A 19,658-nucleotide genomic window follows, 5' to 3' on the forward strand; every position below is an offset into this window, starting at 1 on the left:
ATGCGCAGCCAGCAGTGTCCGGCTCGGCGCCCCAGGGTGCGGCCCTGCCACCCCCACACCTCGGGGCCCGACGCGGCCACCTGGAACTGCTGGGCGGCGGCCGCGTGCGCGCGCCGCATCCGTTCTCGATCGCCACGTTCTGTCGGTGCGACGAATACCGCCTCGGGTGCTGCCCGTTCCACCGTCACACTCCCTCCGTCACGATGTCGGCCCCTGAGTGCTCAACGGGCTGGGGCTGCGGCACGTCGCGCCCGGGCCAGCGGAACACCAGCCTGCAGTTCTCCTTGTCGAGGACGTCACCGGCGGGCAGCGCGTCGTTGGGTGTGCCGGCCGGGTGGACCGTGAGGACAGGATCGGCGTGCCGGCCGTTGTCGGCGGCGCGGACGTGGCGGTCCCAGGCCCGGACCGTGTCCGCCAGCCGCTCGGCGAGCGCGTGGCCTTGCTCGCCGAAGGCGTGGACGGTCCACTCCCACCTCTTGTCCTGCGGGCTGTCGCCGTCCTTGGTCTTCACGTGGATCAGGTAGGCGAGGGAGGCGTCGCCGACGATCGCGGGGGCGTCGTGGTCCTTCGCGATTGCGGTCACTCCCTCGTCGGGTTCCTGGTGGGCGGCCAGGCGGCAGAAGCCGGACAGGGTGGTGGCCGCGTAGAGCTGCAGGGATCCGAAGTAGGCGTTCGCTCCCATGGTCACGCCTGTGGCCACCTCGTGTCGCGGCCCGCGCAGCGCCTCCTCGAGGCCCGTCGTATCGGCGGCGGTGCCGTGCTCGAAGCGGACCGTCAGCCCGCCGTCGAGGAGGGAGAGGACTGGGATGGCGCGGGCCTGCTGCCCTTGGTCGCGGACGAATCCGCAGTACGTGAAGTGGCGGGCGCGCAGCACCTCGTCGTGGCGTTCGAAGGTGACCGCTCGGGTGTAGCCGCCCATCTCGAGTGGGAGGACCAGGCGGCCTCCCTCGGCCAGCTGCTCCCGCCAGGCCGGGGCGATGTCCCGGCAGTTGTAGGTGATCATGCTGGCGTCGAAGCCGCCGCGCGGTACGAGAGGGGCGGGGGCGCCGAGGGCGGCGTCGGCTTCGACGGCGGTGACGCGGCTGCTGCCGGCCTCCGTGAGGAACCGGCGGGTGCGGCGAACGACCCATGGGTCGATGTCGACGGTGATCACGCGTCCGCCGGGTCCGGTGACGTGGGCGATCAGCTCGGCGTTGTAGCCGCCGGAGCCCCCCTCGAACACGACCGCGCCCGGCATCAGGCCCAGGTGCTCGATCATGTCGGCCTGGAGCCAGGCCGCGGACACCGAGCTGATCGCCGTGCCGCCCTCGTCGTAGCGGGTGATGACGGCCCGGTCGCCGCCGTCGTACGCGGCCAGGAGGTTCGCCTCCGGTGCGAAGCGGTGCCTGGGTACGGTCCACAGCGCCTCCTGGACCGGCGCGGAGGGGGCCCATCCGCCGTCGATGACCATCTGGGCCATCGCCGCGCGCAGCCTGGCGGCCTCGGCCGGCTCCCCCTGCACGGGCGGCTGGTCGGCCGCGATGGGGTAGGAGGTCGCGGGCGGCAGGCTGGGAAGGATGCCGGGCCACACGGCGTCGAGCGCGAGCGCGGCCGGGGCGAACACGTCGCCGACGCAGGCGAGCGAGTGGAGGTCGAAGAACTCCCAGCGGTCGAACTTGTCCGGCTCGGGGTTGGCCAGGGTGCCCGTCCAGGCGGTGATGCGGACGACGGCCGTGAGCCGCGGGAGGCCGTGGCTGTCGTCGACGAGCATCGTCATCACGTGCGCGTCGGCCGGGTCGGCGACCAGCCCGGTCTCCTCGATGAGTTCGCGCACTGCGGCGGCGGCGAAGTCCTCCGGGCCGGTGGTCTTGCCGCCGGGCAGCTCGAGCATGCCGCGCCGCGATCGGCCCAGCAGGACGCGGCCGGCGTCGTCGGTGACGACGGCGAGGGCGCCGGTCAGGGCGTGGCCGGTGGTCGGCCGCTTTTCCACGGCCTGGGTGTCGAGGTGGCACGGCCCGCGCAGGACCAGGAAGGCCAGACCGTCCGCGTCCAGCCGCTGCACCGTTTCCCAGCCCGCGCCGAGCAGGGTGATCTCGTCCTCGTCCAGGGCGATCCCGTGGCGCTCTTCAGGGGTGTTCTCGACGATCGGGGTGATGACGACGAGGGCGCCTTCCTTGCGCAGCCGTTCGCCCAGCCCGTGAACGGTTCGGCCGCGATCCCTCAGGAACGGGTACACCAGCCGCAGCGTGATCAGGTCGTACCCCGCCTCGTGCAGCGGGGCCGGGTCGTCGCGCTCGACGTCCAGCTGCAGCCAGCGCACGCCCTCGACGGCGGCGTGGTCTTCGCGGGCGCGGGCGATCGCGCTGTCCGTGAGGTCGACGGCGTCCACGGTGTAGCCCAGCCCGGCCAGGTGGGCTGCCAGCTCCCCGGTCCCGCAGCCCACATCCAGGGCCCTGCCCCCGCCCTCGGGCACGGGGGCGTGCTCGGCGAGGAGTTGCTGTTCGCGCTCACCGAGCCGGCGCCACCCCTTCCCCTCGCCGTAGTGCTTCTCCCACTCTTCACGGGCTGTGTACGTCAACGTGCTGCTCCTCATGGTGGGCGGGACGCGGGTCAGGGGTGCTGTTCGGCGCGGAGCCGGGCCAGGGTGCGCAGGCCGCGCTCCACCAGCTCGGGATCACGGTGGGCGGTGCCGTAGGAGATGCCGGAGACGGCATCGAGGACGGACAGGACCGTGAGCCGGGCCTCTTCCTCGGGGGTGAAGGGGCGGCGGTAGCCGTCCATCAGGGCCTGGAAGAGGTCGGGCCTGCCGTGCCAGGCGTCGGAGAGCCGTACGAAGTCCCGAACGGCCGGGCCGTCCTCCGACCGCTCGAAGTCGATGACGTAGAGGGCGTCGGCGCCCTCGTCCCAGCGCAGGTTCCGGAGCTGGAAGTCACCGTGCGTGGGCACCGCCTGCAGGGGAGCCGGACCGGCGGCTCCGTCGGCGGTGGCGCGGATGAACTTCTCGTCTCCGGGCGCGAGGTGGGGCAGGGCGCCGGCAAGGTGGCGCTCCACCTTCCCCAGCGGCAGGCCGTGGGCGGCCGGCCGGGGACGGGCGCTGTGGTGGACGGCCGCGGCGAGCTGTCCGATGCGGTGGAAGATGCGGCGCTGCTGCTCGGGCGGGTGGACGGCGCCGTGCAGAGTTCGGCCACCCACCGCGGTGAGCACGACAGCCCGAAGCGTGGGGTCGGCGGCCACCAGCCGGGGCGCGGACGGCCCCAGGCCGGACACCCAGCTGCGGGCTTCTGGAAGTGCACGGCCATCCGCGCGCCGGCCCGGTAGGCATCCAGCCCAGCCCGGCAGTACGCCACCATCGGCTCCGGCAGCGCGTCGAACGAGAAGGAGCCCATGGCGTCGCACACATGGTGCTCCCTGACTTCCGGTGTGCCCTCCCACCGCTTCACCGCGAAGAGCACTCCGATCCGGGCGCCGCCGGCGGGGGCTCGATGGTGCACGGTGACGGCCGCCCGGATGTCGGCCGGGTCGATGACGACACCGGACTCCTCCCGGGCCTCGCGCACCAGGGCGGTGACCATGTCCTCCCACGGGCCGTCCAGGTGCCCGGAGACGAGATGCCGGCAGCCGGCCGCGCATACGTCACCGGCCCGCCGGGACAGCAGCACCTCAGGCCCCGCCGCGCCGCCGCGCACGGCGATCAGGTGGACGTCGAGCGGCTCGGTGTGCCGCGGGGTGCCGCTCATGCAGCGCCGCCGGGGCGGCGCGCGAGCAGCACGGTGAACACCGCGTCCTCCTCCAGGACGTCGCCGCCGGCGTGCTCCTGGAGCAGGCGGAGAGCGGCGGCCTCGAAGTCGTGGTGGTGGCCGGCGAAGAGGGCGGGGCGGGCGAAGCTGGTGGTGCGCAGGTAGCCGAGGACGTCCTCGGGCGCCCAGGCGCGGGAGAGGGGGAAGCGGTGCTCGGTCACCTCGCTGAACGCCGAGTCGGCCAGGTCGTCCTCGTAGGAGCGGCCCGGCCCGGCGTACGTGCCGCCGGTGCCCGCGCGCCGGTCTTCGCCGAGGTAGCTCTGGATCAGCTCCCGAAGGGCGGCCGTCCAGTCGGCCTCATGGGTCCAGAGGCTGCCGTCACCCATGATCGCCACAACGGCGCGCGGCGCGGCCACCCGGTCGGCCGTGGACAGGACTTCCGGCCGGGCCATCCAGTGGAAGGACCGGCAGCAGGTGATCAGGGTGGGCGCCCGGCCGGGCGCGGCGGGGGCGAAGGTGTGGGCGGCGCCGGTGAAGACGTCGACCGTGCACGCTCCGCGGACCGGTTCGAGTGCGGCACGGGCCGCCTCCAGCATTGCCCCGTTCAGGTCGACGAGGTCGATGTGCACCAGTCCGGGCAGGGCGGGCAGCAGCGCGCGCGGCACTTGGCCGGTACCGGTCCCCAGGTCCAGGAGGACGGGGGCGGGCACATCGTGCTGGGTGGCGGCCAGGAGGTGGGCTGCGGCGTCCGGAAGGCCGGGACGGTAGCGGGCGTAGTCTGCGGCCTCGGGTCCGAACAGGGCATCGTCCGAGACCGTGCCAGAGGCTGGTTGGTCGGGGCGGGTCATCGTGCATCTCCCGTCTTGCCAGGGGAAAGCTGCCAGGTCAGGGCGCCGTTGGGGCTGCTGGCTCGCTGGGTGTCGTCGGCGTCGAAGTGGATCCGGTAGACGGCTGGTTCACCGGCCGCCCGCCACCGGCCGGCGACGTCCCGGATCTCCGCCCAGATGTCCCGGGGCCCGGAAGCCGTCACGTCCCACCGGCAGTGGCCGGCAGCTCGTACGCGCATCCACGACCGGCACTCGGGCGCGCCGATGGTCAGGTCCTCGGCACCGAAGTCGCGCACCAGGCCCGGGTGGAGGTGGTCCAGGGCCAGCCACAGACCGCGCGCCGTGTCGGGCGGCGGCGCGAGCATGCTGCGCTGCGTCCACCCGTCGGCCGTGGTGATTGCCGCGCGGAACGAGGCGGACAGGAACAGCCGGTCGAAGCCGGCCCCGGCACGGTGACCGAACTCGACCGCGCGCAGCTCCGCCTCGATGCTCCCGTCCTGCCGTCTTCTGATCACTGCCAGGCCCGGCCACGACGGCGAGGACGTCCCGAGCGTCATCAGGGCGCGCCCGCAAGGGGCCAGCTGCTCCACCAGGGCCTGCGGCACGTGGCGGACGGCGAAGGAGACGAAGATCCGGTCGTACGGGCCCGCGGCAGCCCACCCGGTGGTGCCGTCCCCGGTCACCATGGCCGGCCGGTAGCCGAGGGCGGACAGCCGTTCGCGGGCGGCCGCGGTGACGTGCGGGTCGATGTCGAGGGTGACGACGCCGGCTTCGCCGCACACGAAGCAGGCCACCGACGCGGTCACCCCGGCGCCGCTCCCCACATCCAGCACCCGCTGCCCGGGTCGCAAGTCCAGCTGCTGCAGCAGGCCGGCGGTCAGGCTCATCGTGGACGACATGGCGGTCATCACGCCCCCGCGGCGCGGCCCGGGAACGCGGCCGAGGATCGGCTCGCCGTCGTGCTGGATCGCGACGCTGTCCCCGCTGTGCAGCCGTTCCAGCAGCTCCTCCCGGTCGGCCGGACGGGAGACATCCAGCAGGTCCCAGCACGGCGGCAGCTCGTCGGAGGCGCTGCGCCGCACGTACGCCTGGGGCATCAGGATCTGGCGCGGCAGCGCAAGCAGTGCCTCACGTACCGGTCCGGGGGCAAGCGCTCCGCTCTCCTCAAGTCGGGCGACCATCGCGTCCCGAGCCGTCGCAGCCTCGGAGGTGTCGGCGGCGTAGTGCGTCGGAAGGAGGGGCGGGGCGGGGTCGGTCAGCACGGTGCCCTCCAGGGGATCGGCTGGTGTGGCAGCGGACGTCGTCGCAGAGTTCGGCACCTCGTTCACGGCGCATCGCCTCCGAGCGAGCGGTCGTGCCGTGTGTCGTCCGTGCCGGCGGGAGTGGGCACGGCGGGAGGGGGTGTGCGGGCTGCGGGCGGTGACAGCACAGCGGCAGCAGGCGGGTCCGGCATCTGCCGGAGGGAGCGGATCGGAGAGCGGGCGAGGACGACGAGCGGGACGAGCAGCAGGAGGGTGCCGGCGGTCAGGGCGGGCCGCACACCGATCCACGTGCCCAAGGCGCCGGCGAGGAGCGCGGCCACGGGACGGGCGCCGGACGTCAGCCACGTACTCACCGCCTGCATCCGCGCCTGCATCCCGGCCGTGGTGACGATCTGACGGATGGATCGCTGGGTGGTGCCCGCGGCGCCGGCACCGGCGAGCTGCAGGAACAGCGCCGCCCCGATCGTGATCTGCCAGACGAGGCCGGGGGAGGCGAGCAGCAGCGGGAGCTGGGTCAGCGGGGTGATCGCGAGCGCGGTGAGCATCATCGGCCCCGGCCCGTACCGGCGGGCCAACGCCGGGGCGGTGAGCGCCCCGGCGGCAGCGCCCAGCGCGCCCAGGCCCAGCACCACCCCGAACGCGGTCGCGCTCATCGCCAGAGACCGCAACAGGTACAGGGCCCACAACGTGTTGAGGAGCCCGAGGGCGAACGAGGTCGTCGCGTTGACCAGGGTCAGCGTCCACAGCCGGTCGTCGCCCCGCACGTACCGCAGGCCCTCGCCGATCTCAGCTCCCAGCCGGTGGACCTCCGGGCGGGCGCGGGCGGGTTCGGCGGTCTGGATGCGGGCGGTGCACACAGCGCTGATCAGGTAGGAGGCGACGTCGCCGAGCAGGGCCCGGGCGGGGCCGAGCAGCGCGGTCAGCGCGGCGCCGAGGTGGCTTCCGGCGGTCGCGGCAACCGCGAACAGCGCGCCGACCCGGCTGTTGCTCCGCTGGATCAAGGACCGTTCGACGAGGCTGGGCAGCAGGCTGATGGCCGCCGCGTCATGGAGCACGCTCGCCGCTCCTTGCACCACGGCGACGATCATGAGCTGCGCCAGGGTCAGGGTGCCCAGCGCGGCCGAGACCGGCACGGTGGCGAGCAGCGCGGCGCTGACCAGGTCACCGGTGATCATCTGCCGGCGCTTGGAGTACCGGTCGGCGAGCGCCCCGGCATGCAGGGCGAGCAGCGCGGGCGGGAGCTGTCCGAGGAACGCCAGCCAGGCGACCTGGGCGGTGGTCGCGCCCAGGTGGAGCACGGCCAGCACCGGCAGCGCCATCTGCGTGATCGAGCTGCCGGCCACGCTCGCGGCCTGGCCGGTCAGGTACCGGCGGAAGTCCCGGTGCCGCCACAGCGAGGTGCCGGCGGAGGACGGGTTCTCAGTGCAGGGCCGCACCGGGTACCTCCCTCGGCTCCGCCAGGAGCTCTCGCAGCACGGGCGTGGGCTCTGGCTGGGACCGTCGGCCGGGTCCGTCACCGGCGGGTGTGCTCACCTTGCTCACCAGCCCATCTGCGAATAGGCGCGGCCTTCGGAGATCGCGGTGATGGCCGTGCGGGTGTAGGGGACGAGGCGGTCCGGGAGTTCCTGCCGCGGCCACCACTGCCAGGACAGACACTTGTCGGGCTCGCGAACCTCGGGGGTGCCCTCCCACCGGCGGGCCCGGAAGACGAGCTGCATCAGGGGCAGGCTGCCCGGGGCGTCGACGACGTGGACGACGTGCGCGAGCTCCACGTCGGCGGGGTCGATGACCAGCCCCGCTTCCTCCCACGCCTCGCGGACCAGGCAGGAGAGGGCCGACTCCTGCTCGCACCGCCCGGCGAGGTAGTGCCAGCTGTCGCCCGCGTACTTCGACTCGGGGTGACGCAGGCCGAGAAGCACCCGGCCCTCGGCGTCTTCGAGGTGGAGGTGGACCCCGACACCGTTGAGTACCGTCCGGCTACCCCCGCCCCACACGGCGGGAGCCGCAGCCGACCCGGTGTCCGGGGGGTTCTCGGCCGCGTGCCGGCGAATCAGGTCCCGGGTGGCGGGGCTCAGGCGCAGCCGGTCCATCTCGTCGGGCGTGAACCAGCGGACCAGCACGCCCTCGTGCAGCCGGAGCCGGTCGGGGTTGCCGTGCCACCGGCCGGCGAAGACCCGGACCGGGACGCTGAGGCCGTCGATGCTGGTGGCGGCCTCCACGGCGTAGGGCTGCACATCCTCGAGGCGGAGCTCGGGCACTTCCTCGGACAGCTCCCGCAGCAGGGTGTCCTCCAGGCTCTGGTCGCCGTGGGTGCGGCCGCCGCCGAGAAGGGCGAAGGCGCCCGACTGCCAGATGACGCCGGGCTTGTGGTCGCGCAGATGAAGCAGGTACCTGCCCTGCCCGTTGTGGATCAGCGCGGAAGCATTCACCGGCTCCGGCCGGCCGTCCAGGCCCGCCGCGAGGAGCTTCGCGCACAGGGTCGGCGAGGTGACCTGCGGCTGCGGGAACCACTGGGCGCCGGAGACCTCCGCGTCCTGCAGCACGATCGTCGGCGGCTCCTCGCCGACGAGGTAGAAGACGTAGCGGAAGTCGTAGTGGAGGTGGGCCGGCTCTCCCTTGGACGGGCCGGCGTCGATGGCGTGGACGTCGATGTCGATCGGGAAGCCGAGCAGTTGGCGGGTCAGGCACAGGGCGCCCGGCGCGATCCCGGCCTCCTCCGCCGCCTCGCGCAGCGCGGCGGCGAGCAGGGTGCGGTCCCCGTGCTCGATGTGTCCGCCGGGAGCGAGCATGAGGCCGCCGGTGGCCCGGTGCCGGATGTGCAGGACCCGGCCCTGTCGGTCGATGATGACGGCGCTGCACGTGATGTGCCCGGGCAGCGTCGTCCGGGCCGTCGCGTCGACGGGCCGGTCCAGCACGGCAAGGAGCCCGGCCAAGGCTTCACGCTCGTCGGGGTGTCGGACGAGATACGCCTCGACGGTCTTTCGGATCGCGGTGGAACTGGATGACATGGGCGTCGTCTCGCCTTCGACGGAGTGGTGAGCGGGGTGGCGGGCCGGGCTGACGGAAAGGGGGCGCTCGGGTGGATCAGCTCGGCGTCTCCTGGCCGGACGGCTGGTCGCCGCGGAGGCGGGGAACGCACCTGTCGCTGCCTGGTTCGACTGGCATCAATGTGTTCCCCCCTCGTGGACGCGGTGGTTGCGTCGCCGTGCTCAACGACGCGACACGATTTCGAGCACCTGTTCCTTTCGGACGCGTTGTGCGCCCCGTGATTCAGCGGATCTCCGCACGTGCGCAGTGCATCGACCCTTGCCGCGCAAGGGCACGCGGCTCGGGGCCGGTTGGCCGAAACGCCGACGTTCGACCGCTGCGCTGGTCGGCGGTCAGCCGGCGCCTGTGGACGGGGCCTCACCCTGTCTGCCGGGGTGTACCCGCCGCTGCACACGCGATTCCGTCTCGAGTGGAACCTGAAGACCGACACACTCGAAGAGAGCGAGCCCGTGCCCACACCCAGCACCCTCATGACCCAGGCCGGCATCGTCCAGGAAGGCGACCCCCTCCTCGCGAGCACCGCCCAGCCCTTCGAGCTGCCCGCAGACGCAGAAGAGGCCCGCACCGTCGTCCAGCAGCTGATGGAAGGCATCGGCCGCGTGCGAGCCCTGCACACCTTCGGGAAGGGCATGGGCCTTGCCGCACCCCAGATCAACATCGGACGAGCCGCCACCGTTGTCGTTCTGCCGGACCCGGACACCGAGCCCATCACGGTCGACGAATACCGCGGCACCGGAGAGAACTGGACGTACTCGTAGGCCTGAGCGGGGACGGCCACCCCTGGGCAAGGCAGGAACCTCGATCCAGCCGGCGATGCAGGCTGTGGCGCCCGTTCGCCGCTGTTCTTCAGGCTTCCCCCGGGACCAGTCACGCGGAGCTCCCCACGTTGCTCGCCGGGATGGCTCCGGACGACCCTGTTCTGTCCGGCGCCTGGGCGGGTGGGCCGGGGCGGGCCCGCCAGTGGGAGCGGCAGCAGTTGCCAGCCGTGGCTGAGCCCCACCAGATGGACCGGATCGACCGCGCGTGAGCGCCGGGTCAGCGCGATGACGTTGCCGTGGACGTCGGCGCCGGGGATACCGGCCGCGTGCGCGATGTCGCGGACGCGCGTGTGCCGTGCGATCGCCCCCCAGCAGCAGGAGCTCGGCGAACGTCAGCCGGGGTGCCCGAATAGGCCGGAAGCTCGTCGGCGGCCGGACCGGTGAATGAGAGCCGCTTCGGCGGTGGTTTCGGGAGCCGCGTTGGTCCGTCTGTGCGGGAGACCAGAGAGTGGCAGAGGTCCATGATCGGCGGCGGGATTGAGAGCCACCCTGATCGGGTGACGTCTGCCTTGGAGTGTCTGCGGGATCAATGCTGGGTGGACGAGTAGTTTTGCGGTCAGGTTCATCCCGATCCGTGTCCCTGACAGGCGCGGCGCGGAAGGGCCCGACTTCTTTTCCGGAGACACCGGCCTCGTCGGGCACGGATGATGTCTCGGTGAGCCAGAACGAGGTCGACGCGCTGCGGCGGTCCGGATACGACACCGGTCATCCCGAGTTCGCCGAACGCATGGTGCGGGCGCTGAATGCCGGACTTCGGGTCCTGGAAGCCCTTCCGCGAGACGATGTGTTCTGGCACGGCTGGGCGAACGATCACGCCACGATCTACAAGCTCGATGTCTTCACCGCGGAACGGCTGAAGCGCGATCCCTCAGACCGTACCGCGCGGTGGACGCTTGTGGCGCTCGCGCTCGCCCGCGGTGCCAATGACGGCGGGCTCTCTCTGCTCGGGCCGGACATTGCCACCGACCCGACCGTCGTGGCAGACGCCTTCGTCATCGCTGATTGGGTCGGTAAGGAGATCGGACTCGATCTCACCCCGGAGTTGCGCGAGGTGTGCGCGTGGGCAGATCGCGACGCGCTGGAGGCGCTGGCACGGGAAGAGGCAGGAGAGACGGCACGGGCCGCGTTGCGTGTCCTGGAACCTGGGGCTCCTCACAACGAGGGCCCCGGCCGATAGAGGCCACACCAGGTGGTTGATGCTGTCCTGGACATTCGCCAACGAGCACCCTGGGCAGCTATGACCGACTACTTGCAGGCCGTATTCGACATGCTCGGCCCGGCGGAGAACCGTTACGCCGATCCTGCTGCCTGGCTCCGCCTGGAGCAGCAGATCGGCAGAAGACTTCCTGCGGACTACAAGGCGATCGTCGATGCGTACGCTCCCGTCCAGCTCAACGGGCACCTCGGCCTCTCGTCCCACCCGGCTTGTGCGTGGCGGAACCTGGGCGAGGCGATCCGGTCGGATGTGGAAGGCCGGAACGAGTGGCGGGCGTGGGAGGACGACGACCTGGAACCCGGCGCTGATCCTCGTGTGATCTGCAACCGCCCGCAGATCATCTTCGGCACCCCCGACGGCCTCATCCCGCTTGCCGACACGGACCAGGGAGCGGCCATTTTCCTGGCCCCAGAGGTCCACGGGTTCCCCGACGGGATAGTGGTCCAGGGTTCCGAGGGCGACTGGGTCGGCCACCCCATGAACTTCGCCGAGTGGCTGTACCGCTACCTGATCGGTGAGGAGATGGCCGGCTGGGACAGCGCAGCCCTCTACCCCGGCCCCGTCCTCCTGGAGTATCTGCCCACAGGACCGGACCAGCGGACCCGCGAGGTCTACGGCCCAGAACGCAGTATGTGAGTCCACACCGAACGATTTAGAGTCCCGATGCGGGGTGGAAGGGCACCGCCAGACTGCGCCCACAGGCCCGCGCTGGTGAACAGGCAGACCAGCAGACCATACGGGGCCATCCGTTTGCCGCCGCCCCGTACGGGTGCCGTACTGGTCATATCCGGCACGCGCACAAGAAGGGCACATCCATGGGACGGGCTGTTCACGAGTGTGTCTGACCAGCAAGGAGCCATAGCCCCTGAAGATCGTTTCCCGGCACGTGGGCAGCTTGCCTGAAGTGGCTGATCACACGTAGCTGATGGGACATTGCCGCCGGAGCGAGTGTTCGGCAGCACGCAGGTACAGCGCCGTGTAGTAAGCGGCGTCCAGGTCCTCGGCCCAGGGGCCGGGGTGGCTGACGGCAGCCTCGGTCGTGGCCGAACTGTCGAACCAGTTGCCGAGGTCGAGGTTGTCGCAACGGTGCGGAACGTGCGGCGGCAGAGCGATCTGGACGGCGAGACGCTTCGCTGCCCTGAGCGTGCGATGGGCGCTGAGGACGGTCGTGCTATCGCTGTAGGGAGCTGACACGGAAAGGGTCAGTGAGTCCTCGAAGCCGACGGGTACCAGCAGGTCCCATCCGAGCAGTGCGTCGTAGAAGTCCTGTGCGTCTGACTGAGCGCGGCAAAGATCCTCGAAGGTCTGTATCGGCCGGTACATCTTCTCTTCGAACGACATTCCGGACTGTGGGACGAACTCCACTGCTGCCGGCGGGGGGTAGGACGCGAGGCCGCGCTTGGAGAGTTCGGCGTCGAGCGCCTGGGCAGTAGGCCGGAGAATGTCCTCGTCCGACCAGTCGTCGGCATCGACGCTGCATACGTAGATTCCCATGTGGGGAATCTACGTTCCGGCTCTGACAGCTTGGCGATCCGCTTGTGGAGACCCCAGGCCCCGTCAGGCTCGGCGGTTGGCGTCCATCCACTCATCGCTGTTCCACATGACGGGCATGGCACCGACCGGGTCGAATTGGATGTCCGGGTCGCTGCTGTGGACCAGGCAGATCAGCCGGCGCTGAAGTACGGCTGCCTGACGGGCGCGGTCGGCGATGATGTCGAGTACGACTTGTGCCGCCCGGGGGCAGGTAGCTGAGAATCGGTCGTAGTCGGTGAAGGCGAGGACCAGCCCCGCGCCTTCCGCAGAGTCGTCGTAACCGCCATAGCAGGCGACGTCGCCGAGGCAGTCGTTGAGCGCGTCGAGGTTGTGGCCGTAGTAGTCGGGGAACTGCAGGGCGGAAGCGATGGCGCGGTGCATGTCCTGCTCCGTGGTCCATTGGCCCGCTGCCAGCCGGACAACGCGGAAGTCACGGTCTTCGAGGCGCTGCACAGCCTGGTTGAGGATACGCTGGCGCCAGAAGAGGGTGACGAACGTGTTGCTCATGTACTCGATGCCGGGGAAGCCGGCTTTCGACGTTCTCGACGTCGGCTTCGAGGTGGTGTGGCGGCGGTATTCGTCCAGCAGTCGGAAGAACTCCTCGACCGGGTTTGAGTCCGCTGGCGTGGTGCGTTCGATCTCGGCAGTCCAGCTGAGGGAACTGGATGTCCCGCGGCTCTCGTGGAGCCATTGCGTGAATCGTTCTTCGGGCCAGAAATCGAAGGGCTCGTCGATCGCGTGCACGCCCAGGGCGACGCGGTAGCCGGTGAGGAGCGCTTCCAGGTGGCGCAGTGAGTGGTCTGGCAGCCACATGCCGGGGCGGAGGCGGTTCTGCTCGAGGAAGTCGTACACGTCCGTGCAGTCCTGCCAGTGCTTGACGGTGTTCTGCGGGCTGTTCTCAATCGGCATGGGGTGAGCCTACGGGGCGGGTAGGAGTGGTCTTTCAGAGCAGGGGTGCGGACCCGAGGCGGGCGAGGGCGGTCGTTTGGGAGCATCTGCGGTCACCCTCTGCGATCTTGTTGCGGTTCGCCCTACGTTTGGCTGGGGCTTCCAGTGCCGCGAGGCCCCGATGCCGGCTGGGTGAAGGCAGGGCTGCGATGACGTCACTCTTCGAGCGTCTGGACACGGAAGAAGCCATCGTGCGCGCGGAGTTGTCTTCACTTCGCCAGAAGATCGCGACGGTGGAGGAACGGCCGGCCCACCTGGCGATCACACAGGAGACCCTGCTCTCCCTGACAGGCCATGCCGACCAGGCCGATGACAGCACCGAACCTCAGCCACAGGAGCAGGGCCCAGGTTACGGCGGGGATCTCGTGGATGGGTCGGTGCCCAGAGCGGCGCCCGGCGATGTAACCAATCCCCGTGATCCGTCGGTCACATCGGGGCCGCTGGAGTTGTCGGTGGCCCGTGAGCGAATGCTGGTGCTGCTGGCAGGGGCCGGGCGGGCGATGAAGGCACAGGACATCGCTGCGGCGATCGGCGAGAACATCTCGGATACCGCGAACGGCTGGAGGACGGAGACGACGCGGTCCCGGTTGAAGGTGTTGATCCGGGAAGGACAAGTGGTAGAGGACCCCACGGGCTGGTTCGCGATCGCCCCGGCCACCAGGAACGACCAGGGAGGTTCCTCGATCCGTGGTGCCGTTGCTGCCCGCCGTTCCCTTGGGTCGGGGCCCCGGCAGCGGGGATATCCGCCGTGCAGAAACCCCTCGGCCTGGAGCCGCAGAGCCGTGGGAGCGGCGGACCAGGCCGCGGTCCGCATCAGCTCGCGCAGCTTGACTTCCTTGACCTCCCGCGGAGCGTCTTCACGGAGTCCGACATGAGGCCACACCCGGTCAAGGTCGTCGTACGGCAGGTCCCAGTGGCCGCCGAAGGCGGACTCGGCGTCGCCGGACGGTTCCAGGGACGGCACCAGGACCTCGTCGGCGGTGGCGGCGGGGGTGATCTCGACGGTGGTGAGGCCGAGCCGGTCGATGGCCGCGCGGAACAGGGACCGGTGTTCTTCGACGGTACCGGCGGAGGGCCGTTCCCCCGGGTAGAACAAGGTGAACACCCAGCCGGACTCGCCGATCCGGGCCACGTCCAGGACGAGACGGGTGCCGCTGTCGTCGGTGAAGGAGCGGTGTGCGATGCTATCCGCCGCTCCGGGCCCCTCGGTACAGGGCGGCGCTTCGAGCCGGAACGATGCGAGCGAGCAGCCACTGCTGCTGGTCGGATGTCAGCTTTCTGTGGGAGAGCGCCCGAGCGAGGTCCCCTTGCCGGCGACGGGCGGACCCGAGGTCAGCAGCACCGCCCGGCCGCCGCGGGGAAGTCCCTCGCAGGAGTCCTTCGCCTCATCCATGATCGTGCGGTGCAGCCGCAGCCGCTCCACCGACCATATGCCGTCGTGGCAGTGCCTGCCGTGGGTGTCCGCCGGGCCCGTTGCCAGGTCTTTTCTGGCGACCGGTCCTGCAAGTGGCGGTAGACGGCCCGGTAGTTCTCGCGCAGTACGTTCATGTGCTCCCCTCTTCCGTGGCCTGGGGCTCAGCGGGTCCGTCGCCGACGCAGGATCTCGGTGTAGTCCTCTTCGGAGATCTGGCCGTTCACCACGGCGGCGGCCAGCACGTCGGCAGTGTTGTCCTGGTGGGTCGGGAGGGTGTGGACCGGGTCGTGCAGGGTCTCCTCCAGCGGCCAGGCCGCCACCCGGTCGAGCATCTCCTCACGGTCGACGCCGGCGGCCGCGTAGTCGTGGAGGTAGGTCCGCAGGGACTTCACAGTGGGTGCTCCTGTTCGGTGAGGCACAACGGTGGGGCGCCAGTGGCCCCTCACCATGATCGTTCAGTTCAGGGGTGGCGCGGCGCCGGGTGACGGGGTCGCGTCAAGCGTCAGCAGGCGGGCACGGGCGGGATCACCCGCGCCGGCGGGGCGGCCCGCCGGCCGGACCGGTGTGGGGCCCGGACACGACCCCCCGACCGGTCCGCCCCGGCCACCAGCTGCGCCAGGACGTGCGAGCGGTGAGCCACCGGCACGCCCGCGGCGCGGGCCGCGACGATCTCCGAGATCGGCGTCGCCATCACCAACGCCCTGGTGGAGGCCTGGACCTCCATCCGCGCCCGGCACAGCGACGTACCCGAAGCCGTCATCACGATGGCCACCGGCGGCCGTGAGCCAGCGGTGAAGCTCGCCCACTTCTCCCGCAACCGCTGGAAAGCGGTCAAGGGCGACGAGACCCACCACGAAGTCTTCGTCACCGCCGAATCGCTGCGGCAGGGCTCCGCGGTGACCATGGAGATCCTGGTCCACGAGGCCACCCACGGCGTGAATGTCGTGCGCGGCATCGACGACTGCTCGGTCAGCCAGTACCACAACAAGCACTTCAAGGCCGTGGCGCTGGAGCTCGGCATGGTCTGCACGACGACCGTCGGCGAGAAGGACAAGAAGAAGTACGGCTTCGCGTTCCCGGTCTCGGGAGAGGAGGCCAAGGAGGCGTATGCCGACCAGATCGCGGCCCTGGACAAGGCCATCCAGGCCACCCGCGTCCCCGCCTACATCCCCGTCAGCATCGGAGGCGGAGGCAAGGGCAAGACCACCATCGGCAAGACCGAGAGAAGGAAGACCGGAACTACGTGAAGGCCACGTGCCAGTGCCCTCAGCCGGCGGTCATCCGGGTCTCACCCAAGACCCTGGCCAAGAGGAAGACCATGTGCGGTGACTGCATGCAGAACTTCTCCGTGCCTGAGTCTGCCGAGTAGAGATGTTGTGTCTGGCCAGACAACCCGCGCGGGCCCCCGGCTTCCCATTGATGAGGGGAAGCCGGGGCCTGCGGGCCTAGCTGTGGAGGATCTGCCTGCCGCGCCCGTGGGTGCGAGGAGGGCCCCCAGGTCCACGGTGCGGAGCTGAACTTGGCGGGCTGACAGGTGCTGCACCCGGACTCTCAGGGGAACGGCGGCAGCCGGTGGTGCTGCGGGAACGCCCCGCTGCCGTGGAGGGCCTCGACGGGCTGAGCTGTCGCGCAGCGGCAGGTGTGAGCAGCGGTGCGGCCTGCTGTTCGATCATGGCCAGACGCTTGGGCCATTCCGGACCGAGACCGTGGCTGCGCTCGCGCAGCCGCATCTGGGTGGCGACGAAGGCCTCGCTCTCGGCGGCGGTCCAGGGGCGGCTGCGTTCGGCTTCGAGGGCGTCCCGCAGGGTCGGCGGCCCTGCCCAGTCTCCAGAGCCCAGTGTGCTGTTGCTGTTGCTGTAGCGGGGCTTACTCTCGCCGCGGCGGTAGATGTTGGCCAGATGGACCACGGCGCTGTCGTCAAGCTTGTCGGCCAGGTCGAGGATGCCCCTGTAGGACTCGTCGGCGTTGGCCTGTACGGTGAGGCGTCCCTGGCCCCGGTCGGCGAGCTGCTCGAAGTACCGGTTGACGATGCCCTGGTTGCTCATCGCCTGCGAGACCTGCATGAACAGCGCCTCTACCCGAGCGCCCGCGTTCCGGTAGGCGAGCATCTTGTCCTCCACCGCCGCCGTGTTCTGGGAGGTCTCCTGGATGATCGCGTGCAGACGATGGGTACGGACGTACTCCTCGGCCTGCGCCATCCACGCGCGTCCGTCGGCCCGGGTGTACGCGGCCATGAGGGTGTCGTCCTGTGCCATCAAGGCTTCGTAGGCCGGGTGATAGGGCTTGTAGAGGTCGCTGTCGACGTCTACGAAGCCGCCGTGCCGGTTCAGAGCACGCGCGACGTCCTCGGTGACACGGCTCTTGCCAGCACCGGGCTGGCCGATGACGAAGACCACCGCGGGGTTCGCCTGCGGCTCGCGCCCGGCCAGAAGGTCGGGGACGATCCGCTCGCGGAAGATCCGCTGGTTCTCTGCCTCGGGGAGCCGCTGCCGCTCGACTTCGGCGGGGTCCACTGCACCCGTAGCGGCCGGACGGTCCGGCTGGGAGACCGCGGCAGGCAGCCTGTCCACTGCCGGGTGAAGTCGGGCGGCTGCACGGTCCTCGATACGTCGCAACGGCTCGACGGTCACGCTGTCGGAGGTCTGTTCCAGCTGCCGAAAGGCAGCCAGCACGCTGCTGCTGGTGGCGAGGTCCCACGGAGACGTGATGGCCATGGCGGCGACGACTTCCTCCACCGCCGAGTGCCGGGACCGGTCAGAGTCCGTCCAGCCTGCTATCGGCCCGACGCGGTGGGCGTCGCCGAGTACGCGGTTCAGCGCGTCGAGGGTGGTGTCGTCGAGGTGGTCGGCGGCGGTGAAGTTCAGCGCCACTCGCTGACACAGGCGCAGCCATTCGGCTGCCTCTGCGGGCGGCAGGGAGCGGGCCCGCTCGGCTTCTATTGCAGCTGCCCCCGCCGGCTCGTGCTGCCAGGGGCCGTCTGGGGTGCGCACGTTGGTGTAGAGATCTTCACCGGCACGGTTGGTCACCTTGATCCGGTGGATCTGCGGAGCAGCCTCGGCGGCCGTCACAGCAAGAGGAATCATCCGATAGGCGTTCTGGGCCCGGTCGGGATAAACCCAGCGACCCGGGGCGGCGTCGTGCGCCGGCAGGTGACGGTTGAGGGTGTCCAGGCTGCTGCGCTCCAGCCGGACAGCGAGAGCGGTCATCTCGACCTCGTAGCCGTCTGCCGCATAAGCGGCGGCGACGTCCAGCAGCCCCTGCGGGTCCTCGAAGGTCCCCTCCAGGAGCAGCCCGTAGCCGTGCCGGCGCGCATGGTCGTGGCACATGGCGACCCAGGCCGTGGTGGCCTGCGCCGTGGCGTCCTTCATCAGCAGTGGGTACGCGGCCAGCACCTCCGCGTATCGGGGGTGCAGCGGACGTAGATCGTCCGGGCTTAACGCAACCAGGTCACCCCCGTCCGGCTCCTGGCGTCGGGCAGCGATCGCCTGGCTCCTGCCCGCTCCCTGCTGCGCGCCGAAGAACGACAGCACGGGCTGGGCCTGCGGGCTGTACCCATCGAGGACGAAAGGCCGAACCACTTCCTCGAAGAGGGTCCGCAGCTGGTCCTCATCGAGGAAGTAGTCGTTGGGCTGCGCCATGCTCACTGACTCTCCAGGCGTGCGATGTCCTTCTGCCACTCCGCGATCTGCTTCAGCAGTTCGTCACGGTTGTGGGCCGGGACCCGCCGGGCGGCGGCGCGCACCGCAAGGGCCTGGTCTCGCCGCTGCTGCGACTGCTCTCCCTCCGAGGCGGCCTGTGCACGGGCCATGAGCAGGCCGATGAGCCGGGAGGCCGTTTCCGCGAAGACGTCGTACACGGTGGCGGTCGGCGCGTCTTCGAAGGCCGCTGGGCTGTGGCTGCCTCGAACGGGCTGCGCCGCATCAAGACCGGCCCGTACCTCGCGAGCCAGCTCGGTATAACGGGCGCGGGCCTCGGCGATCTGCTGGTGGTCGGTGGAGCGCAGCGCCTCACGTTCGCGGGCGAGGCGCTGCTGCGCGGCCCGAGCGGCAGCGATCGCCTCGCGGTTCGGCTGAGACTTGGCCTCTTCGGCGGCGAGCACCGCGGTGTACGCGCCGACAAGCCCGTTCACCGCCTCGATCGCGGCCTCGTACGCGGCAGTCTCCTCGTTCGACCAGCCGTGCGTTTCCAGCTCGTGGGTGACGGAGATTCCCTTGCCGGGCGTGGACATGTGGCTCCTTCTCGTAGGTGTTCGTCATCTGGTAGACGCGCGCGATCAGGGACAGTTCGCTCGGACCACTTCGGTGAGCTGTTCCGGCCGGACAAACCGCGAGCTCCGGCCGGCTCCTTGCCGAGGGGCGGACGGTCGCAGGCGGTGGGGTCATCAGATGGGGATGGGTGGGCGCGGGACAGCGGGGAGGTTCCGGTTGACCCACTGGCCGTCCCTCGACCGAGCCGACCATCACGGTCGAGGGACGGCCGTTGCTCTGCTGGCTGTCGGCGATCCAGGCTCGCGTCTCGGCGACAAGGAGCGGGTCGCTGAACTCAAACGGCTCAGCGGTCACGTCCTCGTCGCGGTTCCGGATGGTGAGCAGTTCGTCGAAGGAGCCGGCGGGGGCCGCCCAGTAGAAGGCGTGCCGCCGGTCCGGGTCGGTGATGACGGCGAAGCGAATCACGGGCGGGTCGTCGACCGGTACGGGGTTACCGGCCGAGGCGAGGACGTGGGCCCTCTGCGGCGAGTTCGTCCCGCTCGCCCCGCACTTCCGCCAGCCGGTTGGCCAGCTGTTCTTCGATTTCGTCCAGTTCCGCACGGCGCCTGGTGATCCGTTCCAGCAGTTCGGGATCCAGCATGCACAGAATCGTAGGGACCATTGGGCCT

At 70.6% G+C, this 19,658-nt stretch carries 17 protein-coding genes and 1 pseudogene; 4 read left to right on the forward strand and 14 right to left on the reverse strand.

From position 1 onward, the window contains the following. Positions 1-184: 184 nt before the first annotated feature. From fxlM to ACIPW5_RS06840, 7 genes and pseudogenes are all read right to left on the reverse strand, one after another. Positions 185-2,557, reverse strand: a complete 2,373-nt coding sequence (gene fxlM, locus ACIPW5_RS06810) for a methyltransferase, FxLD system (protein ID WP_401241309.1) — start codon at positions 2,555-2,557, stop codon at positions 185-187. Between the two features lie 32 nt (positions 2,558-2,589). Next, entirely contained in the window at positions 2,590-3,411 is an 822-nt protein-coding gene (locus ACIPW5_RS06815) for a phosphotransferase (protein ID WP_401241312.1), read from the reverse strand. Beyond that, positions 3,390-3,716: pseudogene (locus tag ACIPW5_RS06820) on the reverse strand (NUDIX domain-containing protein); the annotation flags it as partial. The gene ACIPW5_RS06815 and the pseudogene ACIPW5_RS06820, both read right to left, overlap by 22 nt. Further along, positions 3,713-4,564 carry a class I SAM-dependent methyltransferase gene (locus tag ACIPW5_RS06825; protein WP_401241314.1) on the reverse strand — a complete coding sequence of 284 codons (852 nt, stop codon included), beginning with the start codon at positions 4,562-4,564 and terminating at the stop codon, positions 3,713-3,715. The gene ACIPW5_RS06825 and the pseudogene ACIPW5_RS06820, both read right to left, overlap by 4 nt. Continuing rightward, complete coding sequence (locus ACIPW5_RS06830) at positions 4,561-5,805, reverse strand: protein-L-isoaspartate O-methyltransferase (protein ID WP_401241316.1); 1,245 nt, start codon at positions 5,803-5,805, stop codon at positions 4,561-4,563. The genes ACIPW5_RS06825 and ACIPW5_RS06830 overlap by 4 nt, the downstream gene beginning before the upstream one ends. Before the next feature lie 62 nt (positions 5,806-5,867). Further along, positions 5,868-7,241 carry an MFS transporter gene (locus ACIPW5_RS06835; protein ID WP_401241318.1) on the reverse strand — a complete coding sequence of 458 codons (1,374 nt, stop codon included), beginning with the start codon at positions 7,239-7,241 and terminating at the stop codon, positions 5,868-5,870. 102 nt (positions 7,242-7,343) lie between these two features. After that, on the reverse strand, positions 7,344-8,813 hold the full coding sequence (locus ACIPW5_RS06840; RefSeq protein WP_401241320.1) for an NUDIX domain-containing protein: 1,470 nt from the start codon (positions 8,811-8,813) through the stop codon (positions 7,344-7,346). Between the two features lie 489 nt (positions 8,814-9,302). Between ACIPW5_RS06840 and ACIPW5_RS06845 the strand changes: the two genes are divergently transcribed. From ACIPW5_RS06845 to ACIPW5_RS06855, 3 genes are all read left to right on the forward strand, one after another. After that, positions 9,303-9,611 carry a peptide deformylase gene (locus tag ACIPW5_RS06845; protein ID WP_401241323.1) on the forward strand — a complete coding sequence of 103 codons (309 nt, stop codon included), beginning with the start codon at positions 9,303-9,305 and terminating at the stop codon, positions 9,609-9,611. Positions 9,612-10,326: 715 nt separating this feature from the next. Beyond that, entirely contained in the window at positions 10,327-10,848 is a 522-nt protein-coding gene (locus ACIPW5_RS06850; protein WP_401241326.1) for a hypothetical protein, read from the forward strand. A 60-nt stretch (positions 10,849-10,908) separates the two neighbouring features. After that, a complete protein-coding gene (locus ACIPW5_RS06855) occupies positions 10,909-11,523 on the forward strand; it encodes an SMI1/KNR4 family protein (RefSeq protein WP_401241331.1) in 615 nt (204 codons plus the stop codon). Between the two features lie 276 nt (positions 11,524-11,799). Here the strand turns inward: ACIPW5_RS06855 and ACIPW5_RS06860 are convergent, their stop codons facing one another. From ACIPW5_RS06860 to ACIPW5_RS06875, 4 genes are all read right to left on the reverse strand, one after another. Continuing rightward, entirely contained in the window at positions 11,800-12,381 is a 582-nt protein-coding gene (locus ACIPW5_RS06860; protein ID WP_401241334.1) for a hypothetical protein, read from the reverse strand. A gap of 63 nt (positions 12,382-12,444) precedes the next feature. Next, complete coding sequence (locus ACIPW5_RS06865) at positions 12,445-13,329, reverse strand: barstar family protein (RefSeq protein WP_401241336.1); 885 nt, start codon at positions 13,327-13,329, stop codon at positions 12,445-12,447. Positions 13,330-13,717: 388 nt separating this feature from the next. Continuing rightward, entirely contained in the window at positions 13,718-14,500 is a 783-nt protein-coding gene (locus ACIPW5_RS06870; RefSeq protein WP_401241339.1) for a hypothetical protein, read from the reverse strand. Between the two features lie 443 nt (positions 14,501-14,943). After that, positions 14,944-15,174, reverse strand: coding sequence for a hypothetical protein (locus ACIPW5_RS06875; RefSeq protein ID WP_401241341.1), 231 nt, complete (start codon positions 15,172-15,174; stop codon positions 14,944-14,946). A 312-nt stretch (positions 15,175-15,486) separates the two neighbouring features. Between ACIPW5_RS06875 and ACIPW5_RS06880 the strand changes: the two genes are divergently transcribed. Beyond that, a complete protein-coding gene (locus ACIPW5_RS06880) occupies positions 15,487-16,029 on the forward strand; it encodes a hypothetical protein (RefSeq protein WP_401241344.1) in 543 nt (180 codons plus the stop codon). Between the two features lie 198 nt (positions 16,030-16,227). On the opposite strand, the gene ACIPW5_RS06885 is transcribed toward ACIPW5_RS06880, so the two are convergent. From ACIPW5_RS06885 to ACIPW5_RS06895, 3 genes are all read right to left on the reverse strand, one after another. Continuing rightward, complete coding sequence (locus ACIPW5_RS06885; RefSeq protein WP_401241345.1) at positions 16,228-18,420, reverse strand: zeta toxin family protein; 2,193 nt, start codon at positions 18,418-18,420, stop codon at positions 16,228-16,230. Between the two features lie 2 nt (positions 18,421-18,422). Next, positions 18,423-19,010 carry a hypothetical protein gene (locus tag ACIPW5_RS06890; protein ID WP_401241347.1) on the reverse strand — a complete coding sequence of 196 codons (588 nt, stop codon included), beginning with the start codon at positions 19,008-19,010 and terminating at the stop codon, positions 18,423-18,425. Between the two features lie 470 nt (positions 19,011-19,480). After that, a complete protein-coding gene (locus ACIPW5_RS06895) occupies positions 19,481-19,630 on the reverse strand; it encodes a hypothetical protein (RefSeq protein ID WP_401241349.1) in 150 nt (49 codons plus the stop codon). Between the last annotated feature and the right edge of the window lie 28 nt (positions 19,631-19,658).

The sequence above is a fragment of the Streptomyces sp. NPDC090077 genome (assembly GCF_044747545.1).
In the GTDB taxonomy this organism is placed as follows: Bacteria; Actinomycetota; Actinomycetes; order Streptomycetales; family Streptomycetaceae; genus Streptomyces.

Bases quoted from the DNA above. Each gene is read 5' to 3' on its own strand.
- ACIPW5_RS06825 (WP_401241314.1), bottom strand. From the start codon at position 4,564: ATGACCCGCCCCGACCAACCAGCCTCTGGCACGGTCTCGGACGATGCC.
- ACIPW5_RS06840 (WP_401241320.1), bottom strand. From the start codon at position 8,813: ATGTCATCCAGTTCCACCGCGATCCGAAAGACCGTCGAGGCGTATCTC.
- ACIPW5_RS06855 (WP_401241331.1), top strand. From the start codon at position 10,909: ATGACCGACTACTTGCAGGCCGTATTCGACATGCTCGGCCCGGCGGAG.
- ACIPW5_RS06860 (WP_401241334.1), bottom strand. From the start codon at position 12,381: ATGGGAATCTACGTATGCAGCGTCGATGCCGACGACTGGTCGGACGAG.
- ACIPW5_RS06865 (WP_401241336.1), bottom strand. From the start codon at position 13,329: ATGCCGATTGAGAACAGCCCGCAGAACACCGTCAAGCACTGGCAGGAC.
- ACIPW5_RS06885 (WP_401241345.1), bottom strand. From the start codon at position 18,420: ATGGCGCAGCCCAACGACTACTTCCTCGATGAGGACCAGCTGCGGACC.
- ACIPW5_RS06890 (WP_401241347.1), bottom strand. From the start codon at position 19,010: ATGTCCACGCCCGGCAAGGGAATCTCCGTCACCCACGAGCTGGAAACG.
- ACIPW5_RS06895 (WP_401241349.1), bottom strand. From the start codon at position 19,630: ATGCTGGATCCCGAACTGCTGGAACGGATCACCAGGCGCCGTGCGGAA.